General features: G+C 59.8%; 18 protein-coding genes and 1 pseudogene. 3 read left to right on the forward strand and 16 right to left on the reverse strand.

Annotated features, from left to right (window positions below; all coding sequences use genetic code 11):
• Positions 1–430: 430 nt before the first annotated feature.
• Together ltrA and trxA are read right to left on the reverse strand one after the other, a co-directional pair.
• A complete protein-coding gene (gene ltrA, locus ACTQZK_RS08035) occupies positions 431–1,711 on the reverse strand; it encodes a group II intron reverse transcriptase/maturase (RefSeq protein WP_441899246.1) in 1,281 nt (426 codons plus the stop codon).
• A 596-nt stretch (positions 1,712–2,307) separates the two neighbouring features.
• Positions 2,308–2,616, reverse strand: a complete 309-nt coding sequence (gene trxA, locus ACTQZK_RS08040) for a thioredoxin (RefSeq protein ID WP_114566974.1) — start codon at positions 2,614–2,616, stop codon at positions 2,308–2,310.
• 225 nt (positions 2,617–2,841) lie between these two features.
• Here trxA and ACTQZK_RS08045 point away from each other — a divergent pair, with 225 nt between their 5' ends.
• Positions 2,842–3,819, forward strand: coding sequence for a patatin-like phospholipase family protein (locus ACTQZK_RS08045; RefSeq protein WP_418830783.1), 978 nt, complete (start codon positions 2,842–2,844; stop codon positions 3,817–3,819).
• Between the two features lie 9 nt (positions 3,820–3,828).
• On the opposite strand, the gene ACTQZK_RS08050 is transcribed toward ACTQZK_RS08045, so the two are convergent.
• Both ACTQZK_RS08050 and ACTQZK_RS08055 read right to left on the reverse strand, forming a co-directional pair.
• Complete coding sequence (locus ACTQZK_RS08050) at positions 3,829–4,680, reverse strand: ion transporter (RefSeq protein ID WP_441899249.1); 852 nt, start codon at positions 4,678–4,680, stop codon at positions 3,829–3,831.
• 32 nt (positions 4,681–4,712) lie between these two features.
• Complete coding sequence (locus ACTQZK_RS08055) at positions 4,713–5,036, reverse strand: heavy metal-binding domain-containing protein (protein ID WP_114566977.1); 324 nt, start codon at positions 5,034–5,036, stop codon at positions 4,713–4,715.
• Positions 5,037–5,157: 121 nt separating this feature from the next.
• On the opposite strand from ACTQZK_RS08055, the gene ACTQZK_RS08060 reads away from it, so the two are divergent.
• On the forward strand, positions 5,158–6,888 hold the full coding sequence (locus ACTQZK_RS08060) for a cation:proton antiporter (RefSeq protein WP_441899251.1): 1,731 nt from the start codon (positions 5,158–5,160) through the stop codon (positions 6,886–6,888).
• A gap of 20 nt (positions 6,889–6,908) precedes the next feature.
• On the opposite strand, the gene panF is transcribed toward ACTQZK_RS08060, so the two are convergent.
• The 5 genes from panF to ACTQZK_RS08085 form a co-directional block, all read right to left on the reverse strand.
• Entirely contained in the window at positions 6,909–8,408 is a 1,500-nt protein-coding gene (gene panF, locus ACTQZK_RS08065) for a sodium/pantothenate symporter (RefSeq protein ID WP_441899253.1), read from the reverse strand.
• Positions 8,401–8,685 (reverse strand): YhdT family protein, encoded by a 285-nt coding sequence (locus tag ACTQZK_RS08070; protein WP_441899255.1) that lies wholly within the window; start codon positions 8,683–8,685, stop codon positions 8,401–8,403. The genes panF and ACTQZK_RS08070 overlap by 8 nt, the downstream gene beginning before the upstream one ends.
• A gap of 95 nt (positions 8,686–8,780) precedes the next feature.
• Positions 8,781–10,694: a threonine--tRNA ligase gene (gene thrS, locus ACTQZK_RS08075; RefSeq protein ID WP_441899256.1), complete on the reverse strand. Its 1,914-nt coding sequence runs from the start codon at positions 10,692–10,694 to the stop codon at positions 8,781–8,783.
• Between the two features lie 141 nt (positions 10,695–10,835).
• Positions 10,836–11,384, reverse strand: coding sequence for a zinc ribbon domain-containing protein (locus ACTQZK_RS08080; protein ID WP_114566982.1), 549 nt, complete (start codon positions 11,382–11,384; stop codon positions 10,836–10,838).
• An 849-nt stretch (positions 11,385–12,233) separates the two neighbouring features.
• A complete protein-coding gene (locus ACTQZK_RS08085; RefSeq protein WP_114566983.1) occupies positions 12,234–12,446 on the reverse strand; it encodes a helix-turn-helix domain-containing protein in 213 nt (70 codons plus the stop codon).
• A 134-nt stretch (positions 12,447–12,580) separates the two neighbouring features.
• Between ACTQZK_RS08085 and ACTQZK_RS08090 the strand changes: the two genes are divergently transcribed.
• Positions 12,581–12,790: a hypothetical protein gene (locus ACTQZK_RS08090; protein ID WP_114566984.1), complete on the forward strand. Its 210-nt coding sequence runs from the start codon at positions 12,581–12,583 to the stop codon at positions 12,788–12,790.
• A gap of 843 nt (positions 12,791–13,633) precedes the next feature.
• Here the strand turns inward: ACTQZK_RS08090 and ACTQZK_RS08095 are convergent.
• The 7 genes and pseudogenes from ACTQZK_RS08095 to ACTQZK_RS08125 all read right to left on the reverse strand — a co-directional run bounded on the left by ACTQZK_RS08095 (position 13,634) and on the right by ACTQZK_RS08125 (position 20,058).
• The gene (locus ACTQZK_RS08095) at positions 13,634–14,122 is read right to left on the reverse strand and encodes an acyltransferase (RefSeq protein ID WP_114566985.1); all 489 of its coding nucleotides are present in this window, start codon (positions 14,120–14,122) and stop codon (positions 13,634–13,636) included.
• Positions 14,119–14,484, reverse strand: coding sequence for an NADH-quinone oxidoreductase subunit I (locus ACTQZK_RS08100; protein ID WP_114566986.1), 366 nt, complete (start codon positions 14,482–14,484; stop codon positions 14,119–14,121). The genes ACTQZK_RS08095 and ACTQZK_RS08100 overlap by 4 nt, the downstream gene beginning before the upstream one ends.
• A gap of 15 nt (positions 14,485–14,499) precedes the next feature.
• A complete protein-coding gene (locus ACTQZK_RS08105; protein WP_258552633.1) occupies positions 14,500–15,489 on the reverse strand; it encodes a Coenzyme F420 hydrogenase/dehydrogenase, beta subunit C-terminal domain in 990 nt (329 codons plus the stop codon).
• 303 nt (positions 15,490–15,792) lie between these two features.
• Positions 15,793–16,158, reverse strand: a pseudogene (locus tag ACTQZK_RS08110) (Coenzyme F420 hydrogenase/dehydrogenase, beta subunit C-terminal domain); the annotation flags it as partial.
• Positions 16,155–17,663, reverse strand: a complete 1,509-nt coding sequence (locus ACTQZK_RS08115) for a hypothetical protein (RefSeq protein ID WP_114566988.1) — start codon at positions 17,661–17,663, stop codon at positions 16,155–16,157. The gene ACTQZK_RS08115 and the pseudogene ACTQZK_RS08110, both read right to left, overlap by 4 nt.
• Positions 17,657–18,955: an O-antigen ligase family protein gene (locus tag ACTQZK_RS08120; protein WP_114566989.1), complete on the reverse strand. Its 1,299-nt coding sequence runs from the start codon at positions 18,953–18,955 to the stop codon at positions 17,657–17,659. The genes ACTQZK_RS08115 and ACTQZK_RS08120 overlap by 7 nt, the downstream gene beginning before the upstream one ends.
• On the reverse strand, positions 18,952–20,058 hold the full coding sequence (locus ACTQZK_RS08125) for a polysaccharide pyruvyl transferase family protein (RefSeq protein WP_114566990.1): 1,107 nt from the start codon (positions 20,056–20,058) through the stop codon (positions 18,952–18,954). The genes ACTQZK_RS08120 and ACTQZK_RS08125 overlap by 4 nt, the downstream gene beginning before the upstream one ends.
• Positions 20,059–20,080: the final 22 nt, after the last annotated feature.

Below are 20,080 nucleotides of genomic sequence, written 5' to 3' on the forward strand. Positions count from 1 at the left end.
GGCAGGCGGCAAAGCCGACCGACGGCGAACCGTCGAGCCGAACTCGCCGTAGCCCGATGCGCCGTCAAGCCGCTATCGGTGCAGCTCCCATTCCAAGACCGTAAAAGCCTCGCTGGCGTTTCGGAAGGTAGAAGGGGACGTCTGCGCACCGCAGCGTCAGACGCCCTGGTTTGCGCACGATTCTTTTCCCAATGTTGCGTCCGAGAGGCGTACGAAGAGGCGGACATCGACGCGACCGCGCGTTTTGCCTGGTCGCGATCATTCGCCGCCGGCGGACGGGCCTCAACATGCACTCGCGCGCAACATTGGGGAAAGAATCGTGCACGGAGGAACGACCCCGTCGCGTCGCGATCGAGTAGGAGGCGCGTCATTAGTTGACGCGCCGTCCTCTCACACCACCGTGCGTACCGTTCGGTACACGGCGGTTCCGTTAACGCGCATGCACTTGCCCGTAGTAGTCCGAGAAGAACAGATAGCCTTTACGACGCAGTTGCTCGGTTCCGACGGCTCGCTGCATGATTGCGCTGCCAGCCGTCCGCCAGTAGCTCTTTCGGGTATTGGCGAACTCCCACGCTTTCCCCTTCTCAATGCCGCATCTCTGCAACATCTTGAAGCGGGTGCGTATACGCCTCCACTGCTTCCAGTAGACCATGCGAATGCGTCTGCGCATCCACTTGTCTATCCCTTGCAACAGCTTTTTCATGTCCGCCAGCTTGAAGTAGTTGACCCATCCTCGCACGAACCACGTTGCTGCTCGCGGCCGGTACTCGTTGGACATGGCGTTGCTTCTGGCGGTGAGTTCCTTGATGCGCTCTTTCATCGCTTTGACGCTCTTGGGATGCACGCGAAAACGACATTCCCCTTTGCTGCGGTAAAAGGCATACCCTAAGTACTTCACTTCGTTGAAGCGAGCCACATCCGTCTTGTCTCGGTTCACCTTGAGAAAGAGCTTCTTCTCGATAAAGCCGACGATGGATTCGCAGACACGCTCTGCCGCGCGCTTCGACCTGCAAAAGATCATGCAGTCGTCAGCGTAGCGGACGAAGCGGTGGCCCCGCCGCTCCAGCTCGCGATCAAGCTCGTTGAGCATGATGTTCGACAAAAGCGGCGAGAGCGGTCCTCCTTGCGGCATGCCCACCCTCGTTTCCTCCAGATCGCCGCCCACCATGACGCCCGCGTCGAGGTACTTGTGCACGAGCGACACCACGCGCCCGTCGGTCACGGTTTCCGACAAGATCTGGATGAGCTTCGATTGGCATACCGTGTCGAAGAACTTTTCCAAGTCCATATCGACCGCCCAGCCATATCCCGCATCAATATGACGCTTGCAAGCGCGAAGCGCATCGTGCGCGCTTCTTTTCGGTCTGAACCCGTAGCTCGAATCGCTGAACTTAGGTTCGAAGAGCGGGGTCAGCTGGGCGACGATAGCCTGCTGCACCACGCGGTCGACCACCGTGGGTATTCCGAGCTTTCTTACCCGTCCTTTCTCCTTCTTGGGGATCTCCACCCGAAGCACCGGGCTTGGGGCGTATTTCCCCTGTTTGATTTGATCGAAGAGTTCATCTGAGTGCTGCTTGAAGTAGTCACGCATCTCCGCAACGCCCATCTTGTCGATACCGGCTGCACCCTTGTTGGCTTGAACTTTCCCGTAGGCATGCCGCATGTTGCCCTTATCGACGATCCTCTCCAGCAAATCCGCCGGACACTGCACGCTGGCGCTTTCGGCAGGGGTTATCCCTTGAGCGCTCGACGCTTCAGGCCGCTCTCCTTGTTCCGCAAGCACCATCGCCTGCAAGCCCCACAGTGTGAGTTGGCTGTCGTTTACCGCGCCCGTAAGGTAACCTCCCTTCTACTTGCACCGCTAACGGTTCAGCCCTTCCTTGGCGCTGGCAACGCACCGAGTACTATGGCTTCTGCTGACTCCTCATGGCAAGCTTTACTCCACGAGCACGAAGTTCATCGCGTTCGCGTCCATGAGGCCTCCCGAGGTAAGGCACGCTTCTTTCTCTCCACCTACCTGCCACATCTACACTCTAGGTTCCGTGCAGTTTTGGGGCTTTAGCTTGTTTGGCAGCCTTACCCACCTAGAAATGCCTGATGTGATTTCTGTCCGTCAGGCCAGAGATTCGCCATCCGGCTTCCTTCAGATTCCACCTCACGATGGACACCCTTGCCATTGGCTATGCACTTCCCACTGCCGGGCGTGCTAGGGACTTTCACCCATTAGAAAGCGCGCCATGCTCGGCGCACCAAAAAAGGGAGCCGCATGCTGCGGCTCCCTTTGCGATAGCACATTAGGATGCTAGCTTAGCCCAGCATCGCCAGGATGTTCTGCTTCGGCTGCACGCCCACAGCCTGCTGCTTGACCTGGCCGTTTTCGAATACGACAAGCGTCGGGACGCTCATCACGCCGTAGCGCTGGGCCACATCCGGGCTCTGGTCGATGTCCACCTTGTAAACGGCCGCCTTGCCGGCCACTTCGCTGGACACCTCGTCAAGCGTGGGGGCGAGCATCTTGCACGGTCCGCACCACGTGGCGAAAAAGTCCACGAGCACCGGTCCCTGCGCGTCGAGCACCTTGGACTGGAAATCAGCAGAAGAGATAACCTCGCTCATAACAACCTCCTTTACTTGGCGACGCCTCCTTCGGGGAAGCCACGCCGCTCGAACCGAGCTTGCGCATCGGCTCTTCGTTCATTTGCGTGTATTTTAACCGGAAGCCGCACATGCTGCATCAAATGTTACCAAATAGGGGATAAATCTAGAGAAACCCGACATATCGGGCCGCAGCAACCTTGAAACGAACCCGCTATAATAATGCGGATCAGAGAAAGGACCCGCATGAGCATCCAATCCTCCGCACGCGAACCCTTCGTTCAGCACGCCGCCCGAGCCAAGTCCAAAGAGCCCGGGGCCAACCCGGACACCGCACCTTCGTCCCTGTACCCTCCCGCTTGGGACGGGCATGCGGCATCGCCGGTCAACCTCGTGCTGGAAGGCGGCGCGATGCGCGGACAGTTCACCGCCGGCGTCCTGGACTTCTTCATGGACCAGAAGCTGTTCTGCGAGCGCGTGATCGGCGTGTCGGCGGGAGCGCTGTGCGGGTACAACTACGTGGCCGGCCAAAACGGGCGAGCATGCTACCTCAACATGAAGTACTGCGATGATTGGCGCTACCTGTCCATGAAAAGCTTCGTGCGCACCGGCAACGCCTGCGGCCGCGCGTTCACGTTCGACGAGATTCCCAACGTGCTCGAACCGTTCAACTACCCCGCCTTCGACCAATCGCCCATGCAGTTGGTGGCGGTTTCCAGCAACTTGAGGACGGGCGAAGCAGACTACCACGAGTTCACCGACTCGGCAGCCGACCTTCCCTACCTTATTGCGTCGTCGTCCATGCCCCTGGTCAGCCAGATCGTCGACATCGACGGCAAACTGCTGCTCGACGGCGGAACCTGCGACAGCGTGCCCATCGTATACTCCATGCTCACGGGCGCGAAAAAGCACATCGTGGTCCTGACGCAAGCCGCGGACTTCGTAAAAACGCCGAACAAGCTCATGGCTATCCTTCGCCAGCGCTACGCGCTGTACCCGTACTTCCTCGAACGCCTGCAGCATCGCCATTACGACTACAATCGCATGTACCGCGCGCTCCCCCGCCTGCAAGACGAGGGAAAGCTGTTTCTCATACAGCCGCCCGAGCCGGTGACCATAGGAAACATGGAAAAAGATCCGGACAAGCTGCTGGCCCTGTACGAACAAGGTTACGGCGAGGCGGCCAAGCGCTGGCCTGCGCTCCAGGCGTATCTGGAACGGTAGCGCGCACCGCTAGTCTTCGCAGCCATCGCGATTATCGGGGTTTTCCAGACGCTCGCCAGCGTCGTGGTTGCGGGCGTCCTGCGCCCGAAACTCAGACACGAACCCGGCCGAGAATATGCCTGCCGGAATGGCCACCACGCCGATGGACAGCACCATGGTGACGAACCCGACAAAGCGTCCCAGCGCCGTAACGGGCACCAGGTCTCCGTACCCGGTCGACGTAATGGTGGTCATGGCCCAGTACATGCCCGTGAGCACGCTGTCGAACTTATCGGGCTGCACCGGGTTCTCCACTTGGTACATAAGCACGCTTGCCGTAACGGTGAGCAAGCCCAACACCATGAACGACGCGATGATCTCGGACCGGCGCTTGTGAAAGACGCGCGCGATGGAGCGCAGACCCCGCATGTAGCGGGACAGCTTGATGAGGCGGATCAGGCGCACGATGCGCGCGGCGTTAAGCGCCGAAGGCGATACCGGAACAAGAAACACCAGCAAACCGGGCAGAAACGCCAGCAAATCGATAACGCCCATGGGCGAGAGCGCGTAGCGGGCGCGGGCGCGCAGCGGCGACAGCCCGGCGTGCGCAAGGTCGGCCACCCACAGCCGCGCAAGGTACTCCACGCCGAAGCATACGCTCGATGCCAGGCCGAACGCCAGGAAAACCTGGGAGAGCGCATAGGGAACCCCGGGGTTCGAGTCGACGAACACCAGCAACGCGTTCAGCACGATCAGGACGAAGAGTCCCACGCCCACGACGCGCGCGAGTCCGTGCGCGCCCGACAAATCTTCGAGCGCCAGGTAAACCTGCTGCTTGAAGCGCGGCGCGCGATCGAACCGCGCTTTCCCTTCTCCCGCCATCGCCATCCGCCCCGTTTCGTCCGAGAGGAACGCTACGCCTGCTCGAGCGTGACGGCAGTGCCCGAAGCGGTCACCATCAGCATGTTGCCCTGGCCGAGCACCTCGTAGTCGATGTCGACGCCGACCACCGCATGAGCACCCATTACCGCGGCACGCTGCTCAAGCTCCTGAAGCGCTTCGGTGCGCGCCTGGGTAAGTTCCTGCTCGTAGCCTTCGCTGCGCCCGCCCACGATGTTGCGAATCCCCGCGCCGAAGTCGCGCAGGAAGTTGACGCCCGTGATAACCTCTCCGAAAACGACGCCGTAGTAACCAGAGATGCGGTACCCATCGACAGAGGGCGTGGTGGTAACGATCATGAAACGCTCCTTCTCGTAACTGCAGTACGTGTACCTTCGAAGCATACCATGTCTGCCGATGTCTCATTGCGATACAATGGCACTTCATCAGGACTGACGAGAACAACGTGGAAGGGTCCTCATGCCGACCGATCTCATATCCTTGTCCATCATCGCGCTCGTCGCGGCGGCATGCCCCATCGCCGCCAAGCTCATCCCCAACAAACTGATCCCCGAAACGGTGTTCCTGCTTATAGCGGGCGCGCTGCTGGGCCCCTACATGGCAGGAGCAATCCAACCGACCGACTCCGTGGACCTGCTGGCCGACCTGGGACTTGCGTTTCTGTTTTTGCTTGCCGGCTACGAGATCAATCCCAAAAGCCTGACGGGCTCGCAAGGCAAGCGAGGGCTGGTCACCTGGTTCGTATCGTTCGGCGTCGCGTTTTTGGTCATGCGATTCATCCCCGGATTCTCCGGCAATCGCTTCGAAGTCATCGCTATGGCCATCGCTCTGACCACGACCGCGCTCGGTACGCTCATGCCCATCCTGAAAGAGCGCGAGCTGACGGGCACGCGCGTAGGCGAGTCCATCCTGACGTACGGCACCTGGGGAGAGCTGTGCCCCGTGCTGGCGATGGCGCTTCTTCTCTCGTCGCGCGCCGAATGGAAAACCGTGCTGATCCTTGCCGGCTTCGTCGCGCTGTGCGTAGCGGTGGCCGTGGTTCCCGCGAAGGCGAAGAAAACCGGGCATCGGCTGTTTCGGTTCCTGACCGCCAACGCCGACACCACCTCGCAAACCATGATGCGCGTGACCGTGCTGCTGTTGGTCGGCCTCATCACGCTTTCGGCGGTGTTTCACCTGGATATCGTGCTGGGAGCGTTCGCGGCAGGATTCGTGCTTCGCTACGTCATTCCCGAGGGTGACCACAGCCTGGAAACGAAGCTCGACGGCGTTGCCTACGGATTCCTCATTCCCGTGTTCTTCGTGGTCTCCGGCGCCAAGATCGACCTGATGGCCGTATTCGCGCAGCCGATGCTCCTGATCGGGTTCATCGCCATGCTGCTGTTGATCCGCACGGTTCCCATATTCGTTGCGCTATCCACCGGCAAAGACACGCGCGACGTGTCCTCGCACAACCGTCTGACCGTGGCGCTGTACTGCACCACGGCGCTGCCCATCATCGTCGCGGTCACGTCGGTGGCCGTAAGCGCGCAGGCCATGACGCAGGAGACGGCCAGCGTGCTGGTGGCCGCAGGGGCCGTGACGGTGTTCCTCATGCCGCTGCTCGCCTCCGTCACGTACCGCGTAGCCGACGCGCGACCCCTGGAAGCCGTCAAGGAAATTCGCGAGAACCCACGCGACATCGGCAGCATCCTGCGCGAGCACGTGGAGCTGGAACGCCTGCTGGCACGCCAAGAAGCAGCCGCGCGCCTTGCCTCGAAGCAGCGCCGCCTTGAGGGACAGGACGCCCGCTGGGAGGACCTTGCCTTCCGCCTGCAGCGCTCTTCGGCCAGAAAGCGCCTGCTCGACGAAGCGCTCGACCTTGCCGCCCAGGAGATCGCCGCGAAGCGCGCGGCGGCAAGCAGCGAGGAGCTTCCCGCGCCCGCGGCAGCCGAGAAGCCCGCGCCCTCCCCTGCCGCAACGCGCGAGGGCGAAAACCTTACAGCCGAGGACTATCGCGCTCGTCGCCGCGAAGAGCGTCGCAGGCGCCTGGCGCAACGCGCCGTGCGCGAGTACCATCGCCGACTTGACGAGATCGGGCGCGCGGCCGAGCGCATGGGCGCCACGCCGGAAGAAGCCCTCCGCATCATCGAGGATCTGGAACGTCGCGAAGACGAGGACGCGAGCCAGCCCGCAAGCCGCGAGCGCTAGCGCGCTGGCTCGCCGATCAGTTAGTCGGCATCTTCGCTCGGGAAGAACACCGCAAGCTTGCTGGACTTCGCATGCCGCGTTGCCAGGGAGCCCGCGATCATGCATGCGCCCGCAACCGCGATGCCGATGACGATCTGGTGCAGGTCGGCAACCTTGAAGCCCAAGGCCATCGAGGCGCAGTACGCCAGCGTCCCGCCTGCCATGGACAGAAGCGCCCCCGTCTTATTGGCGCGCTTCCAGAACAGGCCGCAGACGAGCACCCAGAAAAACGCCGTTTCCAGACCGCCGAACGCGAACATGTTGATCTTCCAGATCAGATCGGGCGGCGTGACGGCCAAGACGAAAGCGAGCACGCCGACGCCCAGCGTCACCGCCTGGCTCGAAACCGCCACGCGCCTGTCGGCGGGGCGCTTTCCCGTTTTCTCGCAATGCCGCAGGTACACGTCTTTCACGATGGCCGAGGAGGACGAGATCAAAAGCGACGAAACCGTCGAAATCGATGCGGCGATGGGTCCGATGATGGCCACGCCGGCCAAAACGGGCGGTAACGTGCCCACGATGGACAGCGGGATGATGTTGTCCACGCTCCCTCCGTACGCGGCAAGATCGTCCGTGAGGACGCCAGCCGCCAGCACGCCCAGCGACGTGACCCCGATCATCATGGCGCCGATGATGACGGTTCCCATGATCATGGCTCGATGCAACGACTTCGTATCCCTGTAGCCCATGGTGCGAACCACCGACTGCGGCAGCACGAACGTGAACACGCCCACGAGCAGCCACTGGGTCAGGTACAGCCCCGCAGGCATGTTGCCGCCCGAAAACGGCTCCAACATGGCCGGATGGTTTGCGGCGATGGAGGCCATGATGGCTTCGTAGCCGCCGCCTGCCTCGAGGATTCCCGCCGCCAGCACGCCCATGCCCACCAGCATGGCGATGCCGCACAGCGCATCGGTCACGGCTACGCCTCGAAACCCGCCGATCGTGGTGAACAGGATGACCGCCGCGCCGAACAGGAACAGGCCCGTCATGTACGAATAGCCCGTCACCGCCTCGAACAGCTTGGCCCCTCCCACGAACTGCGCGACCATCGTAGCGACGAAGAACACCACGATGATGAGCGCCGACAGGTTGGCGAGCAGGTCGGACCCGTACCGCGCGCGGATCACGTCGACTACGGTGACGGCATCCAGCTTGCGCGAGACGAGCGCCATCTTCTTGCCCATGATCCCGTACAAAAGCACGAGCGCCGTCACCTGCACCACGGCCATGTACACCCAGCCGAAGCCGATTGACCACGCCTGACCGGGACCGCCCACGAACGAGCTTACTGACCCGTAGGTGGCGATGGTGGTCATCGCCAGCACGAATCCGCCCAGGCCGCGGTTGCCGATGAAGTACTCCTTAACGAAGCCGCCGCCGGTCGATGCGGCCTGCGCGCGTCGGCGCACGAGTAGGCTCGCGCCCAGCGCGAACAGCAGAAACAGCACCAACGGTGCGAGCGCGATCAAGCTATCCACGATCGGACGCCCCTTCCCCTTCGTCGTCCAGGTCGAAATCGACGAATACGCGCTTGCCCAGCACCACGGCCGCGACGATGGCCGCCGCCCACGTTCCCAAGGTTCCTCCGATTATCCAAATCGGCGTATGAAACACTTCGATGTCGCTTCCGGACAACCCGAATCCGCAGATCAGCCATACCGCCACGATGAACGCGAGCGCCACCAGCGTAGCTTTCGCCTCGCGGTTTGTCTGCTTCATCTTGTCGCGATACGTCACGATCGGTTCTTTTCCCAAGGAGTTCTCCCCTCTAAAACACGCAGAGGTGCGCGCGAGACAAAGGGACGTCCCGCGCGCACCTCCTTACTTCCGCTTACGCGAACAACGCGGCTCTACAGCGCAGCTTCGCGAATCTTCTCGACCAGCTGCTCGACCGGCCAGGAGCCCAGGTCGCCCTCGTGACGGTCGCGGACCGACACGGTGCCCTCCTCGATCTCCTTGTCGCCCATGACCACCATGTACGGGATCTTCTGGCTCTGCGCCTTGGCGATCTTCACGCGCATGGGCTCGTTCTGGTCGTACACCTCCACGCGACCGCCTGCCGCCTTGAGCTTTTTGGCCAGGTCGGCAGCCGCGTCCTTATGACGGTCGGCGATGGGCAGCACGACCACCTGCACGGGAGCCAGCCACAACGGCAGCGCGCCGGCGTAGTGCTCGATCAGGATGCCCAGGAAGCGCTCGATGGAGCCGAAGATGGCGCGGTGGAGCATCCAGGGACGCTCTTCGGTGTTGTCCTCGGTGCGATAGGTCAGGCCGAAACGCTCCGGCATGTTGAAGTCGACCTGCACGGTGGAGCACTGCCAAGTACGGCCGATGGCGTCTTTCACCTTGATGTCGATCTTGGGACCGTAGAACGCACCGTCGCCCTCGTTGATGTCGTACGCCAAGCCGTGGCGCGCGCATGCTTCCTTGAGCGCGTTGGTGGCGTGCTCCCACATGTCGTCGGTGCCGATGCTCTTTTCGGGGCGCGTGGAAATCTCGGCCTCGTAGGCGAACCCGAACGTGGACATGATGTGGTCCACGATGTCAAGGATGGCCACTACCTCGTCCACCACCTGGTCGCGCGTGCAGAACACGTGCGCGTCGTCCTGGGTGAAGCCGCGGGCGCGCAGAAGGCCGTGCACCACGCCGCTCATCTCGTGGCGGTACACGGTGCCGAACTCGAAGTAGCGCAGAGGCAGGTCACGGTAGGAATGAAGCTCGTTTTTGTACAGCATGACGTGGCCCGGGCAGTTCATGGGCTTCACGGCGTACTCGGTCAAACGCGGGTCTTCCTCGGTTCCCTCGTTGATGTTGAAGAAGTACATGTTCTCTTTGTAGAAGCCGTAATGGCCGCTGGTCTTCCACACGTCGGCGTTGTACACGTGCGGGGTGATGACCTCTTCGTAGCCGCGGTCGTACAGATCGCGGCGCAGCCATTCCTGCATGGTGCGGATAACGCGCGCGCCCTTGGGCAGGTACATGGGCAGGCCCACGCCCGCCAGGGGATCCATGGTGTAGATGCCCAGCTCGCGGCCCAGCTTACGATGGTCGCGCTTCTCGGCCTCCTCCAGGTTGTGCAGGTGCTCTTCAAGCTCGGCCTTCTTGAAGAACGCGGTGCCGTAGATGCGCGTGAGCATTTCGCGCTCGGCGTCGCCGCGCCAGTAGGCGCCGGCCAGCTTGGTCAGCTTGAACGCGCCCACCTTGCCGGTGGAGGGCAGGTGCGGGCCGCGGCACAGGTCGGTGAAGCTGCCGATGGTGTAGGTGGTGATGGTCTCGTCCTCGGGCAGCTCGGCGATGAGCTCCAGCTTGAACGCCTGGCCGGCGAACAGCTCCTCGGCTTCGGCGCGCGTAACTTCGCGGCGCTCGAAGGGTTCATCGGCCTTCACGATTTCGGCCATGCGCGCCTCGATCGCGGCGAAGTCGTCGGGCGACAGCGCGCGGTCGAGTTTGATGTCGTAGTAGAAGCCGTCCTCGATGGCCGGTCCTACGCCGAATTGCACGTCGCCGTACAGGTCGACGAGCGCGGCGGCCATGACGTGCGCGGTCGAGTGGCGCAGAAGCTCCAGGGCCTCGGGGCTCTTGGCGGTCACGATGGACACCTGTGCGCCGTCGGTCACGGGGGCGCTCAGATCGACGGCATTACCGTCGACGACGCCGCCGAGCGCGGCTTTTGCCAGGCCGGCGCCGATGGACGCGGCCACGTCGGCAACGGTAGCGCCTTCGGCCAACTCTTTAACGGAGCCGTCGGGTAGTACGATGTTCATAGCAGTTCCTTTCCTGTGCCGGGTGCGCACAAAGCACCTGCACGATCGGTTCCCGGCGGGCGCGCCTTTCGCACCCTGCCGTTGGGACGAAACAACGAAGCCGCCCCTGGTTCGAGGCGGCTTCGATGAACGCGAAGAATGTTATTGCATGCCCTGCTCGGGATGAGCGGGACGTGCCTGCCTCGACTGTTGGGGCGCCGCCTGCTGCGGCTGCTGCGTTCGCGCGGGGCGCTGCTGCGGAGCGCGACGAGCGCGAGGGCCGCCGGACACCGGCGTGGCGCAGTAGGGACACACGGTCCAGGTGGGATCGAGGGCGTGGTTGCAGGTGCCGCACAGGTTCTTCAGACGCTGGTGGCAGTTCGGGCACAGCACGAAGTCGGCCTCTACCGGATAGCCGCAGTTCGCGCATTCGCCGTACTTCATGAGCTCGCGCTGCTTGAGAGCGATTTCGAGCTCTTGCTCGTCACGGTCGATTTGCAGCAGCGGCGGGCGGAGCAGGCAGTACGCGATAACGCCCAAAAGAGGAATGAGCGCCACGATAGCCCACACGTACCAGTACGATCCGCGCAGGTACGCGTCGCGAACTACCCAGACGATAGAGAGTACGTACAGGATGACGAGCAGCACCACGACCACGGTGAAAGCGGCCTGCAGCTCGGGCGTCCACAGCTGGGACAGCAGTTCGTTCATGTCAACCTCGTTTTCTTGTATCAGCTTAACGCCAGCGATCGTGCGCGTGTTCCCCCATGGAAAGCGCACGCTCATCGCACGGTACAAGCACCCGAAACGCCCGATACATGCACACGACCAGTCATTATAGCAAAGATGTCAAAAAGCGAGCAGTTGTGGAGTTAATTTCCGCAAGCCGAGGGGTCGAGGGCTGGGTTGGGAGCTGTGGGCTGGGAGCCGATTCGCGAGGCGGCCATCCGGGCGAGCGACGATGACGAGCGCGCGATCGGAACGGCGACGCCCCAGGTGCGGCTCGAGTTCAGCCGAGAGCGCTGGATTCGAGCGAGAAGCGCACTGGATGCGCGTTGGATCCGCGCTAGATTCTCGCTAGATCCGTGCAAGGTCCGCGCTGGGCCCGCGCTGGAACCGCGAGAAATCGCAGATGACCCGCGCTGGACGCACGTCATCTGCGCGCTAGGTCGAGGCGCTATCATAAAGGGACGGATCACCAGGCGGCAAGGCTCCGCGCCCCTTTCCACCCATGCCCCCGACGAAGGAAAAAACGGGAGGAGGTGGACGCCATGACCGATTTGGCTTTGTTCGCGGCTGCGCTGCAGCTGCTTTCCAGCGTTATCGTGCTTGTTGCGGTAATAGTGGAGCGGCTCCCAATCCGAAAGGACAGGGAGCCGTAAACAAAAAAGCCAAACCGCCGAAGCGATCCGAGAGCCGTGGGGAGTAAGCGCTCCCTGCGGCTCGCAACGTAGTATACGCGAAAAGCAAACGCCGGTTCAAGCGTCAAGCGGGCGAATCAACGATATCGCCTCGAGAGACCCCACGAAGCGTAAAACGAATCCGGAAAGATTCCCGGATTTAACGCTCGTCGGGAACGTACTCCATAATGTCGCCCGGCTGCACGTCGAAGCGTTCGCAAATGCGAAGAATCGTGTCCGTGGTGACAGACTCGCCTTTGGAGAGCTTGGCGATGGTGACGGTGGACAACCCGACTTCTTCTCGAAGGTCGGTTCTCTTGTAGCCGCGACATTCGAGCATGTCGAACAACTTGAAATACTGGATAGACGCCATGAATTCCTCCTACCTGATCAGGGTATCAGAATTCACTTTCCAGACTGCGAGAAAACTTCGTCCGTAGCTTTACCTCACATGCACACTCCTCTATAATATTTGAATATTCAAATATTATAGAGGAGCCGGGAACCATGTACAAGACAGCACCCGCAATTGAAACAAAGCTGGAAGCCCTCGACGAGCTCGCCGATGTCAGCATGACCCTTAACGGCCTGGCATCCCTCTCTCTTTCGCTCGCGAACAGCGGCATGCACGAGCCCGACGCCATACGGTTGGTTTCTTATCTGCTGGGCTACTGCGCGCTCACGACCGAGACCGCGCTAAAGAACTTGGACACTTAGCAGAAAACACGTGGCGCACCGCCACCATCGAGACAGCTCGCGCAAAGCACAACAATGGAGAGAAACACGGCTGCTTACGACAAAAAAGCACAACGCGTTCCATAAAAATCAGGAATATTTCTTCAGATCAGCCCAACTCAGCTGAAAATCAATCCTTCGGTAAGGTTCTATAAATAAACGTGCGCACTTGATCACAAATCCTCTCTTCAAAGAGAAATTCCCAAAAGCGATCCAAGATATACGCAATAGCCGAAATCCATTAACGCGCCGATTGATCGAAATGCTCTTATCGGCCGAAGAACATGAAAATCAGCAACGGATCAAAACGTTCGCTCATACATCACAAGGGCAAGTCCGGAAGAACTCACAAGCGACAAAGTGCGACTCCCGAGAGCCGCCGTTCAATGGATATCGAAACAGCGCTAGCCAACAGCAAGAACAATCGGTGATCTAGACGTCTTTAGTTCAGGCATTGCACGCACAAGAAGCACGATGTGGGCAGTACGGCCGGAATGTTTCTTCGGTTCTGCCACCTTTCTCGCATACGAATCAAGCAAATTGAGATCTTCGTCCTATTGATTATTTTCAAGGATTAGTCGCGTCGTCTCGGGTGCGGCCACATCGCCCATCCGGCATGGGATCTCATCCATTTTCGAATTGCTTGCGCTTACATCTTCGGCAACGTCGATTTCCTCATATTCACCTCATCAGTCAACAAAGCCGCAATGTTATGATCTGTCCTATCCATGGCGACGTTCATACGAGCCCCTCCGAGTCGGGTACACAGACCGCGCTCAATATTGCAAATGCAGGTTGATGAAGGGACGAAATGCGACGCTTGCGTCAATGACGCACGGTTCGGGTATCCTGCTTGGAGTACACCGTCACATTAGGCGGAACGTCATGCGATACAATCGTCCCTGCACCCACGATAGCGTTGTCCCCGATCGTTACCCCCTTCAACACGACGACGTTCGCACCGAGCCAGACGTTGCTGCCGATGGTCACCGGCTTCGTTTCCATTCCTTGTTTCTTGTAAGCGATATCGGAGCGGTCATGGCCGTGATCGAAATCGAACACCTGCACGTTCGGCCCGAAAAGACAGTCGTCTCCAATCTCTATATGCTCATGAGCGATTATCTTGCAGCCGTAATTGAAGAACGCACCTCTCCCAAGATGCATTCGCCCATGTGGACCAAGCCGGCAGAAAAACGGATTGCGAAAACTGATCGGACCCCCGACATCGAGTCTCGATCCGTAACGACTTCGAAGAAATGCCATCTTCACCAACCGGTACAGCTTGCATACAAGCCTTTCTACGAACTCCATCATGCGCCGCTCCTGTTCTTAAACACGCAGATATCGATGCATCTCGAACACCCGATACACGCTGCGGCATCGACGACCGGATAATCGAAGCCCTCTTCATCGGGCTCCAGCGCGATGGCGCCTTGCGGGCACGCGAATGCGCAGGCGCTGCAGCCGCAGCATTCGCTGCGCCGCGCGTACAGCTCCGGCAACCTGCCGCGACGCTTCGCATCCACCGTTTCGAGGTTTCTAAACCGCGTGGACCGATGAGGGTGATAGCCGAAAGACGTATCGAGCCTCGTGCCGTCGCGATACGCGTATTGGTCGTTGTCCGGCAAGCACCACGATCCCCGAAGATCGACGCTCTTTGCTGAAAACAATCCCATGTGCACTCCGATCTCCTAAAGACGATGCAAGAGCCGTTTGACGCGTGCTCCCGCGAACCAAGCCCGCGTCGGCAGGAACCGAAACCGCTTCATCATGCCGTCGTACCCGTCCGAGCAAAGCGACTCCCATACGAGCTCCCTCGGTTGGGCGCACGATGAAGGACGCGACAGCATCGGATTGCCGGGAAGCGCCTCTTCCAAGGAAGATATGCACGCGTCGATCTCGCAACGCTTCGTGGCGTCAAAGCCCATCGGGGTGTTGGCGAGAACGAGCGAGACCCCCAAATCGTCTGAGAATGCCGCGATCCCCGTGCGCTCGATGCCCCAGAAGTCAGCGATGGTCACATCGGAAGAACGATTCGAGGTCGTGTAGGGGCATGCGTAACAGGAAGGTCGAAGCATTCTGTTTCCGTAAAACAGCCTTTTCCAGGACTCGACCATGCGACTCCCCTGTTGAACGTTTCCATCATCGCACGTCACAGCCTCACAATGCCTCCATCCGCGATTCTTGGGCCGGTGGTTGTACGCAACCACCTTGCGACCCAACCGTCGCTCGAGAAACCGGAGATGCGCGGCGAACAGGCCGGGGGACGGCACGCCATGGCAGATAAGGTCAGCAGTCAACAGCCCCTCCCCCATCTCGCCGCACGCGTGGCGCACGGCGTCAACCTGGCAAGGCGTGCCCGTGAAAAGGACCGGCCGACTCGAGGAGAGATCAGCGCTCACCAGGGCAATCGTCGAACCCATATCGCTCTGGGAATACTTCGATCCCATGCAGCGTTCGCATTCCTCCAGCGTCTCGCACCGAACATGACAGGCTTTGAGATCGTCGTCGAACGCGCATCCGTAGACAACGCCTCCTCGACCAATCATGTAATCGGCGAGCGCATAGAACATACCTCCCGACGAGCTTTTCGCCCGCACTTCGTCTGAGCGATGTTTCGCCGCGAACACCAGCGGAAAATCCTCGTCTCGCACATGATCAAGATCGATAATCGCATCCATTCCTATGCCCTCCTCTCCTTCGAACCCCTTTCGCCCGCCCCTGCTCCGAAGAACAGGAAGCACCGCATCCTTAAGCGACCGTCTCGCCCCAAGGACGCCAACGCTCTCGCAAGCCGCGCCAAACCCATCCTCCACCAGCGCTTCCCAAAACCCATCATGCAAACGGGATGCTTGAGGCGGGTGGCAGAGCATAGGCTGTTCTGGGTTCGCACAAAGGGAGGGCGAGCTGTCCACAAGATTCAACGAATGCGAAGCCCCCTTTAGGAAGCGAAGACCGTTCGCGGTGTTCGCGAAAAGGCAAGACACGCCTCTATCGTCAGCGATGCCCGGATGAGCTCTTTCGACCCCCCAGTAATCGCCCATCGACAGATCGCCGGGACGAACGACCGAGTGGTACGCGCATTCCAAGCAGCTCGGTCGCAGCATCATCTTGTTCCAGACACGCTTCCAGGCTCTTGTTCGCACGGTCGCCTCCTCGAACGACCCATCGTCGTACACCGCCCGTTCCTCGTATAGACCCCTAGGGGTGTGCCCGCGATGTCGATATCCGACAACGCGCTTCCCTGTGCATGCTTCGAGCCATTCCACGTAGGAACGAAAGCCCTTCGGCGACGGAACGTCTAAACAAACCAGATCGCAGGCGATCAAACCGTTCGCCTTATCGCTCATAGCATCTTCCTCAGTCTTGTCATCAAGCTTTTGAATTGCTCCCGCTCCGCGAGCCAGCAGCACGAGATGCAAACCAGCAACCCCCACGCCAGCATGGCCGCAGCCGCTATCAGCCAATCGGCCCAACTACCGCCCGAGTACCCAACCGCTATGAACGGCGCGGCTATCAACGCGCATTCCACGACGCTCACGAGCATGCGCTTTGCCGTATCGCGTATCGGGGTTTTCGTCAGCACCTTGGGTATGAACACCAGCAGATCCAGGTCGCGATACAGATTCGACAGGCAGCACCCGACCAGTATTCCCGGCATCCCGGCGACCAGACCTCCGACAACCGAACCGCTCAGCAATGTGAGCGTCTGGATGGTCGTTTGCATGCGCGTCTCTCGATACATCCCCGAAGCAACGACGAGCAATCCTTGAGGGGTTTTGAGATGGTAGAGAAACACGTTCAGAACCGCGAGAAACCCGACAGCGGGATAGACGTAGTTCAATTCCGTGATTCCCGAGGTATAAAGTCCAACAAAAGGGTTGATCAACGCGAGAGCGACGCCGCATATGAGGGCGTTGCATGTGTACGATATGGTTTGCAGCTCTTTGAACGTACGCTGAAGCGTCTCCGTCTGCCCCCGGGCGATCACGTCGCCGAACGAGGCCTGCGTACCGTTGATGAACGACATGCACACGCTTTGAATCCCATTCGCCACCAGAAGATAGATCGAAAACACGCTGACAAGGGCAAGGTCTTGCAGCACGAAGGTCGCAACGATAACCGGAGCCCCGCTTTGAACCGCACCGAGCACTTGCAGGTAAAACGCATTCCATCTTTGGTCAAGCCGGTACCCCTTGTCGTCGGCAGAGAAATCCACCTGTTTGAATTTCGATTTGGCGTACAGGGACAGGATCACCGAGCGAATAATCACCGGAGCAATGGCCACGATGTATACGATTTCCACCGAGAAGCCAAGAAAAGCAAGCACCGCAATCACGCACGCATAGAGCACCTTGTACAGAATAGTGGCTATCTGAATAACCCAGTTGCGCTGCGAGGCGGTGAGCAACACGCGATATTTCGCCAAGGTGAAAAAATCAAGTACTCCCATCGAGCCCAACGAAACCACCAGCAAGACAACTTGGATGTTGCCCATGGAGCCGCAGTCGACGAAAACGGGATACACGAAAGCGAGCACCGCGATAAGGGCCACGAATATCCAGCCTGATCGATAGTAGAACCGCTTCGCCGCCGAAACGACCACGCTCACAGCTCCGTAGTCCTTGGATGCAAGCGGCTTGTACAGCGCGAACACGGCAGCCCCCGATATGCCCGCCTCCACCAGGCTTATATACGATACGAACTGCGTCAACGAAGTGACCAGACCGTTCACGTCCGAGCCGTAGCAAGAAATCACCACGCGGGGCACGATAAAGGCGACGAGGATGTTCACCATCTGCAAGGCAAACGACCAAAAGGCATTGCCGAAGAACGATTTCGAGCGACTCAGCACGACTCGCTCCGTCCCGCATGCCCCGAGCACCGCCTGCGATACACCCACAACGACATGCCGCACGCCACCAGATAGGGAATGTACACCTGCATATCGTATAAGGGGTTGCCGGTCAGGCAGTACATGATAAAGAACGCCTGTATGGCCAACGATCCCGACAACGCCCCTTCGATAGACGCGTCCGAAGCATGGCCGCGAAACGCCTCTCTGTCTTTCGCAAGTTTCATGCTCGCGGCAAACAGCCCCACCGCAGCCGCCAGCAGCAGGCCGAAGCCGACGACGCCCTCTTCGGCAAGCACCTGCAGGTACACGTTGTGCGCATTCATCGTCTCGAATCCGCGCGCTAAAAACGACCAGCTCAGCAAGCTCGCGTTGAATGCTTGGGTGTAAGAGCCCCATCCATTGCCCAAAAGCAGGTCATCGCCCCACATGGACATGCAGAGCTCGTAAAACGGGGTTCGCCCGTTCATGGTGTCGTCTTCCATCGCGTCGGAAAACCGATCGAATACGAACAGCACATCGGGTGCGATAAAGGAAACGGCGAACAAGGCGAGAACGCCGGCGGCACCCACCACGGCAAGCTTCCCGATTCCCCCCGTACCGCGCATCGCCACGAAGGAAACCGCTATCGACGCGATGCCGAACGCCAAATGCGCGCGTTTCGCCGTGAGCAGCAGCGCGAACAGAATCAAGACGAGCAGGGCAAGGTAAGGCGCCTTTTTCTTATGTTCCATTGTGAGGGCATACGAAGCCAACGCCCCGAGGGCAAGATAGATTCCGTTCGTCGAGTAGTGAGCCGTGAACCCCGATCGATAGCCACGACCGGTGATGGTCAGCCTATCGCTAAAAAACTGCGGGTAGATAAATCGATCATACAGGTCGGGAACCATCCAGGTCGCAATCGTGACAAGCGCGTGAAATGCGGAAAACGCCGCTATCAGAACGAGTGCCGTGCGAATCCATCCGGCGTGCGGCAGCGAGACCAAAAGCACGACCGCTACGAGGGACATGCCGAACAAAGCGAACCAGGCCAACCCGCTTCCCGTGACGATATCCACGTTCTTGTTCAGCACCGCCAGAACGAAGAACCCAATGAAGGCAATGAGGGGCTTCGGAATCGAAAGCCTGCATCTCCCCCGCGCAACCCGGAAGGTCAAGCACGCGACGGCAAGGCAGATCGATAGGCACTGCACGGCCGTCGACTTCATCAAGGTCTGACAGAAAAACGGCGGGGCCAGCAGCAGAACCAACGCCAGGGTAACCGGCGCGTCACGTTGGGTTTCGGTTGTCACGAGCGAAGCATCCTTCTCAAGAAATCGAGGGATGCGCGCCGGTATTCCTCAAGACGGCCCGTCACGCGTTCGTAGTCGATGGGACCCGCAAGCGCATCCCCTGAAGACACTTGGCGGCTGCGCAGGTCGAACGCATCAAGAAGATCCTCCAACCTGCTTTCTCTCGTCTTCAGCGCGTCACTGCATTGCGCGCTCCTAAACCAGTAGAACTGCTTCTCCAACAAGATGGAGAAGCAGCTTCCGTGAAACGAATTCGTGATGATCAAATTAGCCTGCTTGATCCAGCCGAGAAATTCTTCAGGACCCGCATCCCGCACGTTCGTGACGCCGCTCAACGCGAACGCGCCGTTATGAAGCACGACCACGTCAACGCCTAGCTGGTCGGCAATGCGCCGCGCCCATTGCAAGCAATCCGCATCCACTCGCCCCAGTCCGAATACCAGAAGATACGGACGAGCATGCCGCGGGTCAATCGCCATGCGCTCCCACTCTTCCCTCGACAGCAGCATGACCGGATCGCACACAACGCACGGATCCACGCCTGCTGCGCTTCGAAGGTACGTGGCCGCACCTTGCTCTCGGACGCTCACAAAGGAAAAATCCCGAACAAGACGAGTTCCGGCAGACCGAAACGACTCGGGCCAGCTTCTGACCCCCAAACTGGCGGCATAGGATGCCTTTCGTTCCGGATCGTCGATAAAATCGAGAAAGTACGAGGTATCGCCATCGGTGATTGCAGGATTCCAAACTTGATCGCTCCCCACAATGACCAAGCGGAACCGATCGCTATACGCGCGGAGTTCGTTCTTTCGAACAGGCTCCGTCAGAACGAGACGATTTGCCCTGAAATCAGCAAATTTCGCATGCTTAACGTTGCGAAAGCGGGACCGCGCATACCAGCCTATCTTAGACTTGATCCCCTTGCCCGCAGAGTAATGAGACGCTTGTATCGCGTCACACGAATAGTTCAACAGCACTGTTTCAACGCCTGTTTTCAGCACTGCTTGCTGCAGCGCATATGACTGCAATACGGCACCGTAGTTAACCGCTTCGTGGAACGTCAGTGTTGCCACGACGCCCCGATTTGCCAGATGTTCTGTCATTGTGGCTCCTGCTCCATCCTCG

Origin of the sequence: Paraeggerthella sp. LCP19S3_G8, from assembly GCF_052119225.1 — a bacterium.
GTDB lineage: Bacteria > Actinomycetota > Coriobacteriia > Coriobacteriales > Eggerthellaceae > Paraeggerthella > Paraeggerthella hominis.